At 63.4% G+C, this 15,740-nt stretch carries 10 protein-coding genes and 1 other RNA gene; 4 read left to right on the forward strand and 7 right to left on the reverse strand.

What is annotated here, in order from left to right:
* Window positions 1-79 precede the first annotated feature (79 nt).
* The 3 genes from XaFJ1_RS09710 to XaFJ1_RS09720 all read left to right on the forward strand — a co-directional run bounded on the left by XaFJ1_RS09710 (window position 80) and on the right by XaFJ1_RS09720 (window position 5,194).
* Window positions 80-2,485: a penicillin acylase family protein gene (locus tag XaFJ1_RS09710; RefSeq protein ID WP_230596776.1), complete on the forward strand. Its 2,406-nt coding sequence runs from the start codon at window positions 80-82 to the stop codon at window positions 2,483-2,485.
* 328 nt (window positions 2,486-2,813) lie between these two features.
* A complete protein-coding gene (gene parC / locus XaFJ1_RS09715) occupies window positions 2,814-5,057 on the forward strand; it encodes a DNA topoisomerase IV subunit A (protein ID WP_012916496.1) in 2,244 nt (747 codons plus the stop codon).
* A 61-nt stretch (window positions 5,058-5,118) separates the two neighbouring features.
* A non-coding RNA gene (locus XaFJ1_RS09720) (sX9 sRNA) lies at window positions 5,119-5,194 on the forward strand.
* A 97-nt stretch (window positions 5,195-5,291) separates the two neighbouring features.
* Here XaFJ1_RS09720 and bfr read toward each other — a convergent pair.
* The gene (gene bfr, locus XaFJ1_RS09725; RefSeq protein ID WP_012916497.1) at window positions 5,292-5,783 is read right to left on the reverse strand and encodes a bacterioferritin; all 492 of its coding nucleotides are present in this window, start codon (window positions 5,781-5,783) and stop codon (window positions 5,292-5,294) included.
* 315 nt (window positions 5,784-6,098) lie between these two features.
* On the opposite strand from bfr, the gene XaFJ1_RS09730 reads away from it, so the two are divergent.
* Window positions 6,099-7,142, forward strand: a complete 1,044-nt coding sequence (locus XaFJ1_RS09730) for a right-handed parallel beta-helix repeat-containing protein (RefSeq protein ID WP_012916498.1) — start codon at window positions 6,099-6,101, stop codon at window positions 7,140-7,142.
* Between the two features lie 333 nt (window positions 7,143-7,475).
* On the opposite strand, the gene asnB is transcribed toward XaFJ1_RS09730, so the two are convergent.
* The 6 genes from asnB to map form a co-directional block, all read right to left on the reverse strand.
* Window positions 7,476-9,167, reverse strand: a complete 1,692-nt coding sequence (asnB, locus tag XaFJ1_RS09735) for an asparagine synthase B (RefSeq protein ID WP_012916499.1) — start codon at window positions 9,165-9,167, stop codon at window positions 7,476-7,478.
* 279 nt (window positions 9,168-9,446) lie between these two features.
* Window positions 9,447-10,577 (reverse strand): succinyl-diaminopimelate desuccinylase, encoded by a 1,131-nt coding sequence (dapE, locus tag XaFJ1_RS09740; protein ID WP_012916500.1) that lies wholly within the window; start codon window positions 10,575-10,577, stop codon window positions 9,447-9,449.
* A 173-nt stretch (window positions 10,578-10,750) separates the two neighbouring features.
* The gene (locus tag XaFJ1_RS09745) at window positions 10,751-11,107 is read right to left on the reverse strand and encodes a Spx/MgsR family RNA polymerase-binding regulatory protein (protein WP_012916501.1); all 357 of its coding nucleotides are present in this window, start codon (window positions 11,105-11,107) and stop codon (window positions 10,751-10,753) included.
* Window positions 11,108-11,246: 139 nt separating this feature from the next.
* Window positions 11,247-12,227, reverse strand: coding sequence for a 2,3,4,5-tetrahydropyridine-2,6-dicarboxylate N-succinyltransferase (gene dapD, locus XaFJ1_RS09750; protein WP_045756922.1), 981 nt, complete (start codon window positions 12,225-12,227; stop codon window positions 11,247-11,249).
* Window positions 12,227-14,833 carry a [protein-PII] uridylyltransferase gene (locus XaFJ1_RS09755; RefSeq protein WP_045757326.1) on the reverse strand — a complete coding sequence of 869 codons (2,607 nt, stop codon included), beginning with the start codon at window positions 14,831-14,833 and terminating at the stop codon, window positions 12,227-12,229. The genes dapD and XaFJ1_RS09755 overlap by 1 nt, the downstream gene beginning before the upstream one ends.
* A 29-nt stretch (window positions 14,834-14,862) precedes the next feature.
* Window positions 14,863-15,639 carry a type I methionyl aminopeptidase gene (map, locus tag XaFJ1_RS09760; protein ID WP_012916504.1) on the reverse strand — a complete coding sequence of 259 codons (777 nt, stop codon included), beginning with the start codon at window positions 15,637-15,639 and terminating at the stop codon, window positions 14,863-14,865.
* Window positions 15,640-15,740: the final 101 nt, after the last annotated feature.

Consider the following 15,740-nt stretch of genomic DNA (forward strand, 5'->3'; position numbering starts at 1 on the left):
CAATGTCTACCTCCAGGCCCAGCCACTTTAATTTATAAATACTCACCTATGCCTTACTGATCATCGGAGATGAGTCGCTGTGAAAGTTAATAAGAAAACCACGGTGATTGGACTGGTGTTGTCGTTACTCCTGAGCACTGCACTCTCAGCGAGCCCCCTGGACTCAAGACTTTTCGAATCGGGATTGTTGGAAGGTGGCCATGCAAAGCTAGACGGCTGCCTGACGCTGCCCGGCCTATCCGCACCGGCGACCATCAGCCGTGATGCCCAGGACGTTGTCACCATCGATGCTGCTAACGAAACCGATGCCATGCGCGTGCTCGGCTACGTCCATGCGCAAGAGCGCTATTTCGACATGGATCTGCTACGCCGCTCAACAGCCGGCGAGTTGGCCGAACTCATTGGCCCCAGCCAGCTGGCTAGCGATGAACAGAGCCGTGTGCATCGCATGCGTGCACGCGCACAAGCCCAACTCAGCAACTTCGCCGGTGATCGCCTGGCACAACTGCAAGCCTACACAGATGGTGTCAACCGCGGCCTGAGCAACCTGAAGCGGCCACCATGGACCTACCTGCTACTCAAACAGGTCCCACGCGCGTGGCAGACAGAGGATTCGCAACTGAGCGCCGCTGCGATGTACTTTTTACTACAGGACAGCCAAAACTTGGACGAACTGGCACTGGCACGGATGCAAGCCGTGCTGCCACCGGCCCTGCTGGCGCTGTTACGTCACGACGGCAGCACTTGGGACGCACCGCTGGAAGGCGCCCCGCGCGGCGACGCAGTATTGCCTGGGCCGTCAAAGGTTGACCTGCGCACACTGCCAGCACCTGACACCAGCGCAGTCGGCCACACCAGGCTTTCCAAGCCGAACGCCCCAGGCAGCAACAACTGGGCGGTCAGTGGGCACCTGACGAATGACGGTCGAGCCATTCTTGCCAACGACATGCACTTGAACCTGACCGTGCCGAACATCTGGTTCCGCGCTCGCTTACGCTATGCGGACCCGAAGGCACCCGGTGGACGGGTCGATGTCACCGGCTTCACCTTGCCGGGTGTGCCAGCAATACTGATCGGCAGCAACAAACACATCGCCTGGGGCTTCACCAATAGTTACGCAGACACCGCCGACTGGTACCGGATCAAGCCCTGTACCTACAGCAACCCCAGTACTGCCTGCGAGCCGGTCACCACACACGTGGAGACGATCAACGTGGCCGGCGCAGCGCCAGTGACACTGAATGTACAAGACACCCGCTATGGCCCCATCCTGTACCAGAACCAGGACGGCAGCGCACTGGCGCTGCGCTGGGTCGCACAACTGCCAGGCGCGCTGAACCTGAATATCGCCAATCTCGCCCGCACCCAAGATCTTGATGAAGCATTGAAAAATGGCGAAGACATAGCAATACCCGCGCTGAATTGGATCGTGAGCGACAGCGCCGGACACATCGCCTGGCGCGTGCTTGGCCCGCTACCCGTACGCAACCACTGCTCCCCGGCCAACGAATTGGTGCATAACACCGCCAGTACCGGTAGCGCTTACGACTGCCCGCCGTGGGATATTTCCACCAGATTGTCGCCACGCCTCGTCGACCCGGTCGGCGACCGCCTTTGGACCGCCAACGCGCGTACAGTCGACGGCTCGAAACTGCGCCGGCTAGGCGACGGCGGCTATGCGCTAGGCGCACGTGCACAGCAGATCCGCAACGATCTGCTCGCCAGCGACCACTTCGTCGAAAGCGACATGCTCGGCATCCAACTCGACGACCGTGCCTTGTTCCTACGTCGCTGGTGGCAGTTGCTGCAAAGCGAAGGCGCGCGCAGCGATGCCCAGCATCCGGCATTGCAGGCACTTGCGACTGCGGCAGCCAACTGGAATGGTGCCGCATCCATCGATTCGGTCAGCTACTGGATCGTGAGCAATTGGCGCAACGCCGTAAACAGCCGCATCGCCGATGGCCTCACTGCTCCGGCACAAGTTGCGCTGGGTAAGAACTACATCGAACCTGATCTGTCGCAATTGGAAGGCGTGACGTGGCCACTGTTGCAACAACGACCGATGAATTTGCTGCCGCGGCACTATGCCAATTGGCAAGCGCTCTTGGAGGATGCGGCAATGCAGGTCCGCGATACCTTGAGAAGGCTGGGGCCACTGGATCAAAGCAGCTATAACAAGGCGGCGATCTGTCATCCGCTGGCGGCGGCGTTGCCGACCATATTGCAGCCGTTGCTGTGCATGCCTGCCAACAAGCTGCCCGGCGACACCAACATGCCGCGCGTACAGACTCCCGACTTCGGCGCGTCCGAGCGCATGGTGGTGTCACCTGGCCACGAAGAACAAGGCATCACAGAGATGCCTGGTGGCCAGAGCGGCGACCCGCTCTCGCCGTTCTGGGGCGCTGGCCACGATGCCTGGGTACTGGGCAAACCCACGCCGTTCTTGCCCGGCCCCACCGTGTACACACTGCAACTCCAACCGTAGGGCTGAACCCGGCGGCAAGCGTCAGCAAGGGAAGACCTTGCGCCCCTCACATCAGCGCCTGGGTCACCAGTGGCCTAGGCGTTTCACAGACTATGCGCCTGCCTAGCGGCAACACCAGCAGCGCCGATCTCGCTGCATGGATCCGGCTCACAACCCCGGCAATACCCACTTCGTCGCGACCATACGGCCTGCACCGGCACGCGCTCTGGCCATCAAAGACCCGCGGCAACCGCACGCACGGCTTGGCATTAACGGCCGCATCCGGATAATCGACCAGTTGCTCTGCGGCGTCCCTCGCCGCCTTCCCTTACTAAGGTGTTTGCTGCGCATGACCGATCTTCCCCGCCCCGTCTTCCATGGCTTCGAACAGTTACCGCTGCGCGAATACGCCGAACGCGCCTACTTGGACTACTCCATGTACGTCGTACTGGACCGCGCCCTGCCGTTTCTCGGCGACGGCCTGAAACCAGTACAGCGGCGCATCGTCTACGCGATGAGCGAGCTAGGCCTGAACGCGGCGGCCAAGCCGAAGAAGTCCGCACGCACCGTCGGCGACGTGATCGGTAAGTACCACCCGCACGGCGACAGCGCCTGCTACGAAGCGTTGGTGCTGATGGCGCAGCCGTTCTCCTACCGCTATCCGCTGATCGAGGGCCAGGGCAATTTCGGCTCCACCGACGATCCGAAGTCGTTCGCGGCCATGCGCTATACCGAATCCAAGCTAACCCCGATCGCCGAAGTGCTGCTCGGCGAGCTCGGCCAGGGCACGGTGGACTGGTCGCCGAACTTCGACGGCACCATGGACGAACCGACCTGGATGCCGGCGCGGCTGCCGCACCTGTTGCTCAACGGCACCACCGGCATCGCCGTGGGCATGGCCACCGACGTACCGCCGCACAACCTCAACGAGATCGTCAGCGCGCTGATCCGCCTGCTCGACGACCCCGACGCCAGCATCTCCGATCTGTGCGAACACGTGCGTGGACCGGACTATCCGAGCACCGCCGAGATCATCACCCCAATCGCCGACCTGCGCACGATATACGCAACCGGGCACGGCAGCGTGCGCGCCCGCGCCACCTACGAGAAGGAAAACGCCAACATCGTGGTCACCGCGCTGCCCTACCAGGTCTCGCCGTCCAAGGTGATCGAGCAGATCGCGCAACAGATGCGCGCCAAGAAGCTGCCCTGGCTGGAAGACATCCGCGACGAGTCCGACCACGCCAATCCGGTGCGCGTGGTGCTGGTGCCGCGCTCCAACCGGGTCGACGCAGAACACCTGATGGGCCACCTGTTCGCCACCACCGACCTGGAGCGCAGCTACCGCATCAATCTCAATGTGATCGGCCTGGACGGCCGCCCGCAGGTCAAGAACCTCAAGACCCTGCTGGAGGAATGGCTGCGTTTTCGCAGCGACACCGTGGTTCGCAGGCTCAATCACCGCCTGGAGAAGGTGGAACGGCGCCTGCACCTGTTGGAAGGCCTGCTGGTCGCATTCCTCAACCTGGACGAAGTGATCCGCATCATCCGCAGCGAAGACGAGCCGAAACCGGCGTTGATCGCGCGCTTCGCACTCAGCGAGGAACAGACCGACTACATCCTGGAAACCCGCCTGCGCCAGCTCGCGCGGCTGGAAGAGATGAAGATCCGCGGCGAACAGGACGCCCTGGCCAAGGAGCGCGAGCAGTTGCAGGCGGTGCTGGCCAGCAAGACCAAGCTCAAGAAGCTGATCAAGGACGAACTGATCGCCGACGCCAAGAAGTTCGGCGACGCGCGGCGCTCGCCGCTGGTGCAGCGCGAAGCAGCGCAGGCCATCGACGAGACCGAATTGGTACCGAGCGAACCGATGACCATCGTGATGTCGGAGAAGGGCTGGATTCGCGCGGCCAAGAGCCACGACGTGGACCCGGCCGGCCTCGCCTACCGCGACGGCGACAGCCTGCTGGCGGCGGTGCGCGGTCGCAGCACCCAGCAGGTGGCGTTTCTGGATTCGGAAGGCCGCGCCTATTCGACCCTGGCGCATACCCTGCCCTCGGCGCGCGGCAACGGCGAACCGTTGACCGGGCGCTTCTCGCCCGCGGCCGGCGCGGCGTTCCAAGCGCTGGCGACCGGCGAAAACGACACCCGAGTGGTGTTGGCGTCCTCGCACGGCTACGGTTTCATCACCCGCTTCGAGAACCTGACCAGCCGTAACAAGGCCGGCAAGGCCATGCTCAACCTGACCCCGAACGCCAAAGTGCTGGCTCCAGCCACGGTTGGCAATGCAGACACCGACCGCATCGTCGCGGTCACCAGCGCCGGCCATCTGCTGGCCTTCCCGGTCGCCGACCTGCCCGAGCTGGACAAGGGCAAAGGCAACAAGATCATCGACATCCCCAAGGCCAAGCTCGGCACCGAGCGAGTGGTGGCGATCGCGGCGGTGACGCCGGGCAACACCCTGCTGGTGAAGAGCGGCCAGCGCACCATGTCGCTGTCGTTCAAAGACCTGGACGCCTATCTGGGCGCGCGCGCCAGCCGCGGCGGCCTGCTGCCGCGTGGCTGGCAAAAGGTGGACGAGCTGGCGGTGGAATAAAAGTAGCTGACAAAACGACTGCGTCGCCGCCGGACGGGCGTGGGCAGTACTCGGAATCCTCATGTACCCGCTGTGTACTGCGGTTTCTGCGCGCTGTACGCGCCCACCCGACAGCAGCTGGCGACGCTTTGTTAGTAGCGATTCGCCGGAAAGCAGGAACGCGCAAGCCAGGGCCGCGCATCGACACGATCCGGCCACATGTGCGATGCCTCCCGCGCACGGGAGGCATCGCGCTCAGGCATCGTTGCCGGAGGTGCGCGCGTCGATCTGCGCGGTCTGGTACAGCGCCAGGCCCAGGCGTTTGATCAACCCCAATTGCTGCTCCAGCCACCAGGCATGGTCCTCTTCGGTGTCGCGCAATTGCGCCAGCAGCACGTCGCGGCTGACGTAGTCGCCATGCTGCTCGCACAACTTCATAGCCGCAGCCAGATTCGCGCGCACCTCGTATTCGACCTTCAAGTCCTTTTCCAACATTTCCTCGACCGTGCGACCGGGCTCGAACGCGAGCGGACGCATGTCCGGGTCGCCCTCCAGGAACAGGATGCGCCGCAGCAGCGCATCGGCATGCTCGGTCTCCTCTTCCATCTCGTGATTGATGCGCTCGTACAGCGCCAGCAGGCCCTGATCTTCGTAGCGCCGCGAGTGAATGAAATACTGGTCGCGCGCGGCTAGTTCACCGCGCAGCAATTCCTTGAGGCAGTGAACGACGTCGGGGTGTCCCTTCATGAGCGGGCTCCATGGTTTCGATTGAAGCCGCCATAATGCACGAGACGGCGCTGCCACGTTCCAATCGGAATCATTCACATCCCGACTCCATAGATGGCACTGCCGGTCTGCGCGCCATCGCATCCATACGTGATAAAGCGCACAGCCTGCGTCCACCACCACGTAAGCACGACACGCGCAGCGTCTAGACTCCACCGACGCTCCACACGCTGATATTAAGCTCACCGGCACGACAATGACGCCCTACCACCATGCCGGTAACGTAGCGTACACCGACAACCCCGCCTCTCCTACCCCACGTGGAGTCCGCACCCGATGAAGCATCGCCCCATGCTCACCCTGCTGCTGCCGCTGGCTGCGGCCCTCGCGTCTGCCGCCCACGCTGCGCCGTCTCGCGCCGAGGCCGAGGCCGATACCGATTGCAGCGTGCGCGCAGAACCCGGCAACGATCTGCAGACCGTGATCGACCGCCTACCCAACGATGGCAAACCAGCAACGCTCTGCCTGAGCGCCGGCGAGTTCCACTTGAACAAACTGCTGTCGATCCAGCGCAACGGTCTGCGCCTGCGCGGCCAGGGCGATGCGACGGTGCTACGCATGCGCGATGGCGTGCAACAACCGACCATCGTGCTCGGCGACTATCAGCACGAACGCCCGCTGCGGCCGATCCGCGACGTCCAGATCACCCGATTGCAGATCGTCGGCGGCGACGCCCAGAAGGAATTCATGCCCGAACTCCCGTACCTGAGCAACAGCCTGGTGGTGGTACGCAACGGACAGGACATCCAGCTCACCCATCTGCGGGTGAGCAAATGCCGCAGCGCCTGCCTGCTCAGCGAATACGACAGCCACGACCTACTGATCGCCCACAACGACATCTCCGGCGCGACCTGGGACGGGGTGTCGTTCAACCGCAGCGCCAAGATCAAACTACTCGACAACACGATTCATGACAATGTCGCCGCCGGCATCACCACCGAGCACCTGGAAGACAGCGAAATCCGGAATAACCGCCTGGAGCGCAATGGCAGCCAGGGCGTGTACTTGGCAGATGCACGAGGCAACCTGTTTACCGGCAACCAATTCCTCAATAACAAGGGCGCGGGCCTCTACCTGACCTGTTCGATCCGCCATCGCACGCCAGAGATCCTGTGCTGGGACAACAGCATGAGCCAGGACAACACCTTCGAACACAACATCTTCCGCGGCAATCCGCACACCTACACGGTCGGCGTGGACCGCGCCGCCAACTGCAAAGGTACCGACTTCCACCGGAACCTATGGCGCAACAACGAAGGCGAAGCCTCCGGCGTGGACATCCAACCCGAACGCTACGGGCACTGCATGCGATTCGAATAACCGCTGGAAAGCCATGGCGATCAAGCCATTTTTGTTCCGCTATGCTTTCCGCATAACCAGGATCCTTATCGAAGGGCATTCCTCTCCAGAATCAGGGAAATCTCCGGAAACGGATGCCTCAGCGACGATGATTGAAATCGACTTGATCCTTTCCCTTGCAACTGGCCCGTAGAAACACGGCCAATCGCGGATGCATGATCGCCCAATCTGTCCGTTCCGACAAAATAATGTGCTTCCTTGTGCGATCGGCACTCTATAGGCCCTCGCGCACAATCGCGTCGGTTCGAACGGCAGGCGGGGAATACCACGGCACGGCACGCCCCGCCGCATCGATCAGGTCAGCGCCTGTTCGTGCACGCCGGCCACCGCCCGCCCGGAGGGATCGGCCATCGAAGCGAAACTCGCGTCCCAGGCAATCGCCGCTGGCGAGGAGCACGCAATCGACTTGCCGCCGGGCACGGTCTCGGCTGCCGCTGGCGTGGGGAAAGCGCGTTCGAACAGACTACGGTAGTAATAGGCTTCCTTGGTTTGCGGCGGATTCACCGAGAAGCGCTTATCGGCCGCGGCGAGTTCGCGGTCGCTGACCTGCGTGTCGGCATGCGCCTTCAACCCATCGATCCAGCCATACCCGACGCCATCGCTGAACTGCTCCTTCTGCCGCCACAGGATCGACTCCGGCAGATAGCCCTCGAACGCCTCGCGCAACACCGCCTTCTCGATGCGCTTGCTGCCATCGGCGCGGGTGCCCGCCATTTTGTGCTGGGCGTCCATGCGCATCGCCACCTCCAGAAATTCCACATCCAGAAACGGCACGCGCGGCTCCACGCCCCAGGCCATCATCGACTTGTTGGCGCGCAGGCAATCGTAGTTGTACAACGCGTCGAGTTTGCGGATCAGCTCTTCATGGAACTCGCGCGCGTTCGGTGCCTTGTGAAAATACAAATAGCCACCGAAAATTTCGTCACTGCCCTCGCCGGACAGCACCATCTTCACTCCCATCGCCTTGATCCGCCGCGCCAACAGGAACATCGGAGTGGAAGCGCGGATGGTGGTGACGTCGTAGGTCTCGATATGCCGAATGACCTCCGGCAGCGCATCAAGACCTTCCTCGAAGGTGTATTCGAAGCCGTGATGCACGGTGCCCAGCGCCTCGGCGGCAATCGCGGCAGCGGCCAAATCGGGCGATCCCTTTAGGCCAATCGCGAAGGAATGCAGGCGCGGCCACCAGGCCTCGGCCTGGTCGTTCTCCTCGATCCGCTTGCGCGCAAAGCGCGCGGCCACCGCCGCCACCAGCGAGGAATCCAGGCCGCCGGACAGCAACACGCCATAGGGCACGTCGGTCATCAATTGGCGATGCACGGCGCGCTCGAACGCCTCGCGCAGTGCCTGCTTGCTCACCTCCACGCCCTGCACGGCGGCGTAATCGCGCCACGGCCTGCGGTAGTACTGCACCAACGTGCCACTGGCACTGTCGTAGTAGTGGCCTGGCGGGAATTGGGCGACGTCGGCGCAACTGTCGGCCAGCGATTTCATCTCCGAGGCCAAGCGCAAGCGCCCCTGCGCGTCATGGCCCCAGTACAGCGGGCACACGCCCATCGGATCGCGCGCAATCAGCACGCGGCCTGCGGCCTTGTCCCACAACGCGAAAGCGAAGATACCATTGAGCCGGTCGAGCAACGCGACTGGTGCCTGCTCGCGGTACAGCGCGTTGATCACCTCGCAATCCGAACCGGTCTGGAACGCATAGGGCTGCGTCAGTTGCTGTTTCAGTTCGCGATGGTTGTAGATCTCACCGTTAACCGCCAGGGCTAACTGGCCGTCATCGGACAGCAAGGGCTGCGCGCCACCAGCCGGATCAACGATGGCCAGGCGCTCATGCACCAGGATCGCACCCGCGTCGACATACACACCGCTCCAATCAGGACCGCGATGGCGCTGCCGTTGCGAGCAATCCAGCGCCTGCCGACGCAATGCCTGCAAATCGTCGCCCGGTTGCAGGCCGAAGATGCCGAAAATCGAACACATGGGAAACTCCTGATCGTGGGGCCGGTGAGGATTGTCCCCGGCCATGGCGCACCGGGTGATTGCAAAAGGTCATGCACGCACAAAAAAAACCCGCATCGGCCGATGCGGGTTTTCTGAGGGCTGGGCGTGATGTTACTGGTAACGCCTAGTCGCAGACCCGCATCGGCCACGTAGGATTATTCGCCAGCGCATGGTTGCGAGCGTTGGCGCGAATCGGGCGGAAGGCAGTCAGCGCGTTCATTCATCGAACGTAACCCGGTGCGCAAGCCAGTGCAACTGTTACGACAGCAACCGTTCGATCAAGCGCAGGTAGAGCCCCGGCAACGCTTCCAAGTCGGCCACACGCACATGTTCGTCCACCTGATGGATGCTGGCGTTGACCGGACCGACCTCGATGCACTGCGCCCCCAATGGCGCGATGAAGCGCGCATCGGAGGTGCCGCCGCCGGTGCTCTCTTCCGGCGGCGCGCCGGCGAAAACGCCCAGTACTTCACGCGCTACTCGGCGCAGGGTGCCTTCAGGGGTATAGAAAGGTTCACCGCTGCGATGCCACTGCACACTGTAGTCCAGGCCATGGCGTTCGAGCAGCGCGGCGATCTCCACTTCCAGCCGCGCAGCATCCCAATGCGGGGTGTAGCGCAGGTTGAAGGCGACCTGCAACTCGCCGGGAATCACATTGTTGGCGCCGGTCCCGGCGTGCACGTTGGAAATCTGCAGGCTGGTCGGCGGGAAGCTTTCGTAGCCGTCGTCCCAATGCCGCGCGACCAGTTCGGTCAGCGCTGGGGCGGCCAGATGAATCGGGTTGCGCGCTTTGTGCGGATAGGCCACATGGCCTTGTACGCCGCGCACCGTCAACGTACCAGACAGGCTGCCACGGCGCCCGACGCGCAACAGATCGCCGAGCCGTTCGGTGGAGGAAGGTTCGCCGGTGATGCACCAGTCAATGCGTTCGCCACGTTCCGCGAACAGGCGTGCCACGTGGCGCACGCCGTCGATCGCCGGGCCTTCCTCGTCGCTGGTCAGCAGTACCGCCAGCGTGCCAGGGTGCTGCGGATGCGCCGCGACATACTGTTCGCACGCGATCACGAATGCGGCCACGCTGCCTTTCATATCGGCGGCACCGCGGCCGTACAGCACGCCGTCGCGCATCTGCGGCACGAACGGATCGCTGGTCCAGGCCTCGCGAGGTCCAGGCGGCACCACGTCGGTATGACCGAGCAGCACGAGGACAGGACCGTCGCCACCGCGGTGGGTCGCCCACAGGTTATCGACCTGACCGCAACGCAGGCGTTCGATGGCGAAGCCGGCATGCGCCAACCGTTGTGCGATCAGTTCCTGGCAGCCGGCATCCTCCGGCGTCACCGAGGGGCGGGCGATCAGGTCGCAGGCAAGTTCAATCACATCGGACATGGTCGGTCATCACGATAAGCGCGGCGTTGCGTGGCTTTAGCCATCCGCCGCAGAGAGATGGAAACATGCAGCATCGCGGCTGCGCGCAAACGATTTGCGCATACATGGGCAGGCAGGCGGCGCGTTGATCCAAGGCCCACTTCAGACGCCGCAACCACACGCGCATTGCGTCTTCACCCGACGCCAAAACGCTGCTTGAACGCATGATCGGAAAAGCCCTGACTGATCCGGCCATCGGCAGTGAGCACCAGCGGCCGTCGGATCAGTTGCGGATATTCGCGCAACAGCAGCTTACACTCGGCATCGGAACCCGGCGTTTTCTTGTTTTCCGGCAGTTGCCGCCAGGTGGTCGAGGATTTGTTGACCAGCGCGTCGAAGCCTCCGACCTTGCCCGCCCACTCCAGCAGGGTGTCGGGCGTGGGGGTGTTGGCGCGGTAATCGACGAAGGTATGGGCGATGCCGAAACGCTCCAGCCACTTGATCGCCTTCTTGCAGGTGTCGCAGTTTTTCAATCCGTAGATCGTCGTCATCTCGAAATCTCACTCTTGCGCGCCGCGCTTGTTACAACACATCAGGTGCCTGGGGTGAGGACAAACGCGCCGCGATACAGGTTCGCACACCGCCGTCCACACACATCCGCTGCGACGCGCCATTGCCGAAGCGGTGGCCTCAGTCGGCCAGGCCGCGCAACAGTTCGTTGACGCTGGTCTTGCTACGCGTCTTGGCATCGACCTGCTTGACGATCACCGCACAGTACAGCGAATGCGAACCGTCCTTGGCCGGCAACTGGCCAGACACCACAACGCTGTATGGCGGAACGTAGCCATAGGAAATCTCGCCCGTGGCGCGGTTGTAGATGCGCGTACTCTGGCCAATGAACACGCCCATGCCGATCACGCTGTGATGGCCGACCACCACGCCCTCCACCACTTCCGAGCGCGCGCCGATGAAGCAGTGGTCCTCGATGATGGTCGGGCTGGCCTGCAACGGCTCCAGCACACCGCCGATGCCGGCGCCGCCGGACAAATGGCAATGTTTGCCGATCTGCGCGCAGGAACCGACCGTCGCCCAGGTATCGACCATGGTGCCCTCGCCCACGTGTGCGCCGATGTTAGTGAAACTGGGCATCAGCACCACGTCCTTGCCGAAGTAACTGCCGCGTCGCGCAACCGCGCCAGGCACCACGCGCACCCCGGCCTTGCGGAATTCGGCTTCGTGGTAACCGGCGAAGCGCGATTCCACTTTGTCCCAGAACGGCGCCGGCTGCGCCTCGACCACCGCCATCTCATTGACCCGAAAGTACAGTAGCACGGCTTTCTTCAGCCACTCGTTGAGCTTCCAGCCACCGTGTCCATCCGGTTCGGAGACACGGAATTCGCCTGTCTCCAAGCCATCGATGACACGATTGACCACAGGCCGGGTCGAGCCCTCGATCTCGTCCAGGGTCAACATGGCGCGACGTTCGAAGGCGCTGTCGATCATGAACTTCAGCTCATCGACACTGGGCGTCGCGACCTGCTTGGCATGCGCGATGTTAGATGCGGACTTCGACGCCGACTTGGGCGCAGCGCGCTTGGCGGCAGTGGCGCGTTTGGCCGTCTTCTTCGCGGCAACGGGCTTTTTCTTGGCAGCGGACTTCTTGGTAGCCATCAGTGGACTTCTCCAGGCGGGGTATCGGGATCCAGGCATGCCTGCAACGCGGCATGCAGCGCTTGGCGGGATGCTTCGGTTAACGGCAGGTTGTACTCGTCGGTAATGTGAAACATGTCCTCGACGCGCTCGCCGAAGGTGGCGATGCGCGCGTCATGCACGCGCAAACGCTGGTAGCGCAGCACCAACGCCACGTCCGCCAGCAAACCAGGACGGTCCGGTGCGATCAGGCTCAAACGGGTCAGGCGCTCGTCCAGACTGTCGGGAAACTCGATGCGCGGCGGAAAACGGAAATACCGCAGTTGCCGCGGCACCGCACGCCGCGCCGGACGCAACCGCGTCAGGTCCCCGGCCAGCGCTTCGCGCAGCGCCGCTTCCAGTTGCACGGTGTCGTTACTGGCAAACGCATCACCCGGCACGACCTCGAAAGTGTCGAAGATCGCCCCTTGCGGTGCGTCGAGCAGGCGTGCACGGTGGATGCCGTAGCCGAGCCGGCCCAAGGTCATCACGATCCCGGCGAACAAACCGTCGCGATCGGGCGAATAAACGAATACTTCCAGCGCAGCATCGTCGGGCGTGACCGGACGCACCCGGACCAGGGTGCCGCCCAATTCCACCTCCATCAGCGAGGTGGCCTGCCAAGCCAGTTGCTCGGGACGAAAGCGCAGGAAACTCTCGTCCGGCATCCCGGCGAACTGACGCGAAATGATGGCATCGTCGTGCCCCTGAAAGTGCATCAGCGCACGCGTGGCATCGCGCGCTTCCTGCAACCGTTCCGCCACCGGCAGCGGATGCTCCAGACCCTCGCGCAACGCGCGCCGCGCGGCGAAATACAGATCCACCAGCAAGCGATCCTTCCACGCGTTCCATAGCTTGGGGCTGGTACCGGCGATGTCGGCACAGGTCAGCAGATACAGATAATCCAAGCGCTCGCGGTCGCCCACCAGAGTGGCAAAGCGATGGATCACCTGCGCGTCGGTGATGTCCTGCTTTTGTGCGGTCACCGACATGTGCAGATGCTGCTGCACCAACCAGGCGACCAGTTCGGTGTCGGCGGCAATGAGGCCGTGACAGGCGCAAAACGCACGCGCATCCACCGCCCCTAGTTCGGAATGATCGCCACCACGCCCCTTGGCGATGTCGTGGAACAGACCGGCCAGCAACAGCAACTCTGGCTTGCGCAAGCGCGGCCAGACTTCGCGTGCGATCGAAAAACGCTCGTCAGCGCGCGCACTGGCGAACGTCTCGATGTTATTCAATACCATCAGCGTGTGCTGATCGACCGTATAGACATGGAACAGGTCGAATTGCATGCGTCCGGACACCTGCGCGAACGCGGGGATCCACTGCCCAAGCACGCCCAGACGCGCCATCCGGGTCAGCGTCTGTACCGCACGTGGACCGCGCAACAGCGCCATGAAACGCTCGCGCGCCAGCGCGCTGGCGCTGTCGTAGGACGGCAGGAACTCCAATGACTCAGCCAGCGCGCGCGCGGTCAGCGAATGCAGGCCGCGCACCTCGCCATGCGCGGCCCAGGTTGCAAACAACGCGAACACCTGCACCGGATCGGCCTGCGGCCAGCTCTCGGCATCGGCGGCCAGATATCCGCGACGCAGCGAAAATCCACCCCCGAGCGGCTGCGGCTGCGTTTCGCCGTCGAACTGTTCCTCCAAACGCTGCAGCAACCTGTCGCTGATCCGGCGCACGATCGCCGCACTGCGATAGAAGCGCTGCATCATCTTCTCCACTCCCAGGCTCTCGGGATCGTCGGAAAAGCCCATTCGCTGTGCCAAGGCCTTCTGATAGTCGAAGCGCAAGCGCTCTTCCGGTCGGTTGGCCAGCAGATGCAGGCCATACCGTAGCCGCGACAGTTCACAGCGTTCGCGACGCAAGGCCGCGGCCTCGTCGCCACCGACATGGCCCAACCCGACCAGCTGCTCCAGGTCGCGCACGCCGAAGACGCGCAACGCCATCCAACCCAGGGTGTGCAGATCGCGCAACCCGCCGGGGCCGTCCTTGATATCCGGTTCCAGATTGTCGGCGGTGTCGCCGAAACGCTGGTGGCGAGCCTGCAATTCTTCGCGCTTGGCCTGGAAAAATACGCGCGGCGGCCAGCGTGGCTGGGACGCGATCGCTGCCGCCAACGCCGCCGTGGCTGCGGCATCGGCCAGCAACGGACGTGCTTCGATCAGCGCGGTCAGCACGGTCTGGTCCGCACAAGCCGCCGTGCATTGCACGGCCGAACGCACCGCATGGCTCACCGGCACGCCGGCATCCCAGAGCAATGGAAACAGCCGCGCCAGTGCCTGTTCATGCACCCCATGGCAAGCACATTCGCCGAACACCAGCAGGTCGATGTCCGAACGCGGGAACAGTTCGCCGCGGCCGTAGCCGCCGACCGCGAACAAGGCCAGCCCCGCCTCGGGCGGCACGCAACGCCGCCAGGCATCACGGATGACGTGATCCAGCGCGCGCGCGCGCAGCGCCAGCAAGCGATCGATCTCCTCGCCCTGATCGAAGCGCTTGCTCAGCCGCGCATCGGCCTGCGCCAGCAATTGCCGGATCGCCAGCGCCCACGCTGCGTCGTCCACGCCGGCACCCGGCATGATGGCATCGGCACCGACCGACAATAGGGTCACGGCGCGCCGAGGCCGCCTGGCGACAGGGTGAGGACTTCCACCCCATCCTCGGTGACCGCCACCATGTGCTCCCATTGCGCCGAAAGCTTGCGGTCCTTGGTCACCACGGTCCAGCCGTCCGGCAGTACGCGGGTATGGCGCGAGCCCTCGTTGACCATCGGCTCGATGGTGAAGGTCATGCCCGACTTCAGCACCAGCCCCTCGCCGGGACGACCGTAGTGCAACACCTGCGGCTCGTCGTGGTAGACCTTGCCGATGCCGTGCCCGCAGTACTCGCGCACCACACTGAAACGCTGGTTTTCGACGTACTGCTGGATCGCATGGCCGATGTCGCCCAGCGTGGCGCCCGGCTTCACCGCGCGGATGCCGCGCCACATCGCTTCGTAGGTGGTCTCGACCAGGCGCCGCGCCATCACCGACGGCGTGCCGGCGTAGTACATGCGGCTGGTGTCGCCATGCCAACCGTCCTTGATCACGGTGACGTCGATATTGACGATATCCCCGTCCTTCAAGACCTTGCTGTCGCTGGGAATGCCATGGCAGATCACGTTGTTGACCGAGCTGCACACGGTCTTCGGGTAGCCACGGTAACCGACGTTGGCCGGCACCGCCTGCTGCACGTTGACGATGTGGTCGTGGCAGAGCCGATCCAGCTCGGCGGTGGTGACGCCCGGCTTGACATACGGCCCGATGAGGTCGAGCACCTCGGCAGCCAAGCGGCCGGCGACGCGCATCTTCTCGATGTCCTGGGGAGATTTCAGATTGACGGTCATGTGCCCATTATCGCTCATCCGACGCTTCCTGAACGGGCAGCGTGAGTCCGGCGGTTTTTCGGCACCCGCGTAGCAGGAGGCGCATCCTCACAAATATAAAC

Source organism: Xanthomonas albilineans, assembly GCF_009931595.1.
GTDB classification, from domain to species: domain Bacteria; phylum Pseudomonadota; class Gammaproteobacteria; order Xanthomonadales; family Xanthomonadaceae; genus Xanthomonas_A; species Xanthomonas_A albilineans.

What these genes read in the sequence shown, in the direction of transcription:
- parC (WP_012916496.1), top strand. Translation starts at nt 2,814, where the DNA reads ATGACCGATCTTCCCCGCCCCGTCTTCCATGGCTTCGAACAGTTACCG.
- bfr (WP_012916497.1), bottom strand. Translation starts at nt 5,783, where the DNA reads ATGAAGGGACACCCCGACGTCGTTCACTGCCTCAAGGAATTGCTGCGC.
- XaFJ1_RS09730 (WP_012916498.1), top strand. Translation starts at nt 6,099, where the DNA reads ATGAAGCATCGCCCCATGCTCACCCTGCTGCTGCCGCTGGCTGCGGCC.
- asnB (WP_012916499.1), bottom strand. Translation starts at nt 9,167, where the DNA reads ATGTGTTCGATTTTCGGCATCTTCGGCCTGCAACCGGGCGACGATTTG.
- dapE (WP_012916500.1), bottom strand. Translation starts at nt 10,577, where the DNA reads ATGTCCGATGTGATTGAACTTGCCTGCGACCTGATCGCCCGCCCCTCG.
- XaFJ1_RS09745 (WP_012916501.1), bottom strand. Translation starts at nt 11,107, where the DNA reads ATGACGACGATCTACGGATTGAAAAACTGCGACACCTGCAAGAAGGCG.
- dapD (WP_045756922.1), bottom strand. Translation starts at nt 12,227, where the DNA reads ATGGCTACCAAGAAGTCCGCTGCCAAGAAAAAGCCCGTTGCCGCGAAG.
- XaFJ1_RS09755 (WP_045757326.1), bottom strand. Translation starts at nt 14,833, where the DNA reads ATGCCGGGTGCCGGCGTGGACGACGCAGCGTGGGCGCTGGCGATCCGG.
- map (WP_012916504.1), bottom strand. Translation starts at nt 15,639, where the DNA reads ATGACCGTCAATCTGAAATCTCCCCAGGACATCGAGAAGATGCGCGTC.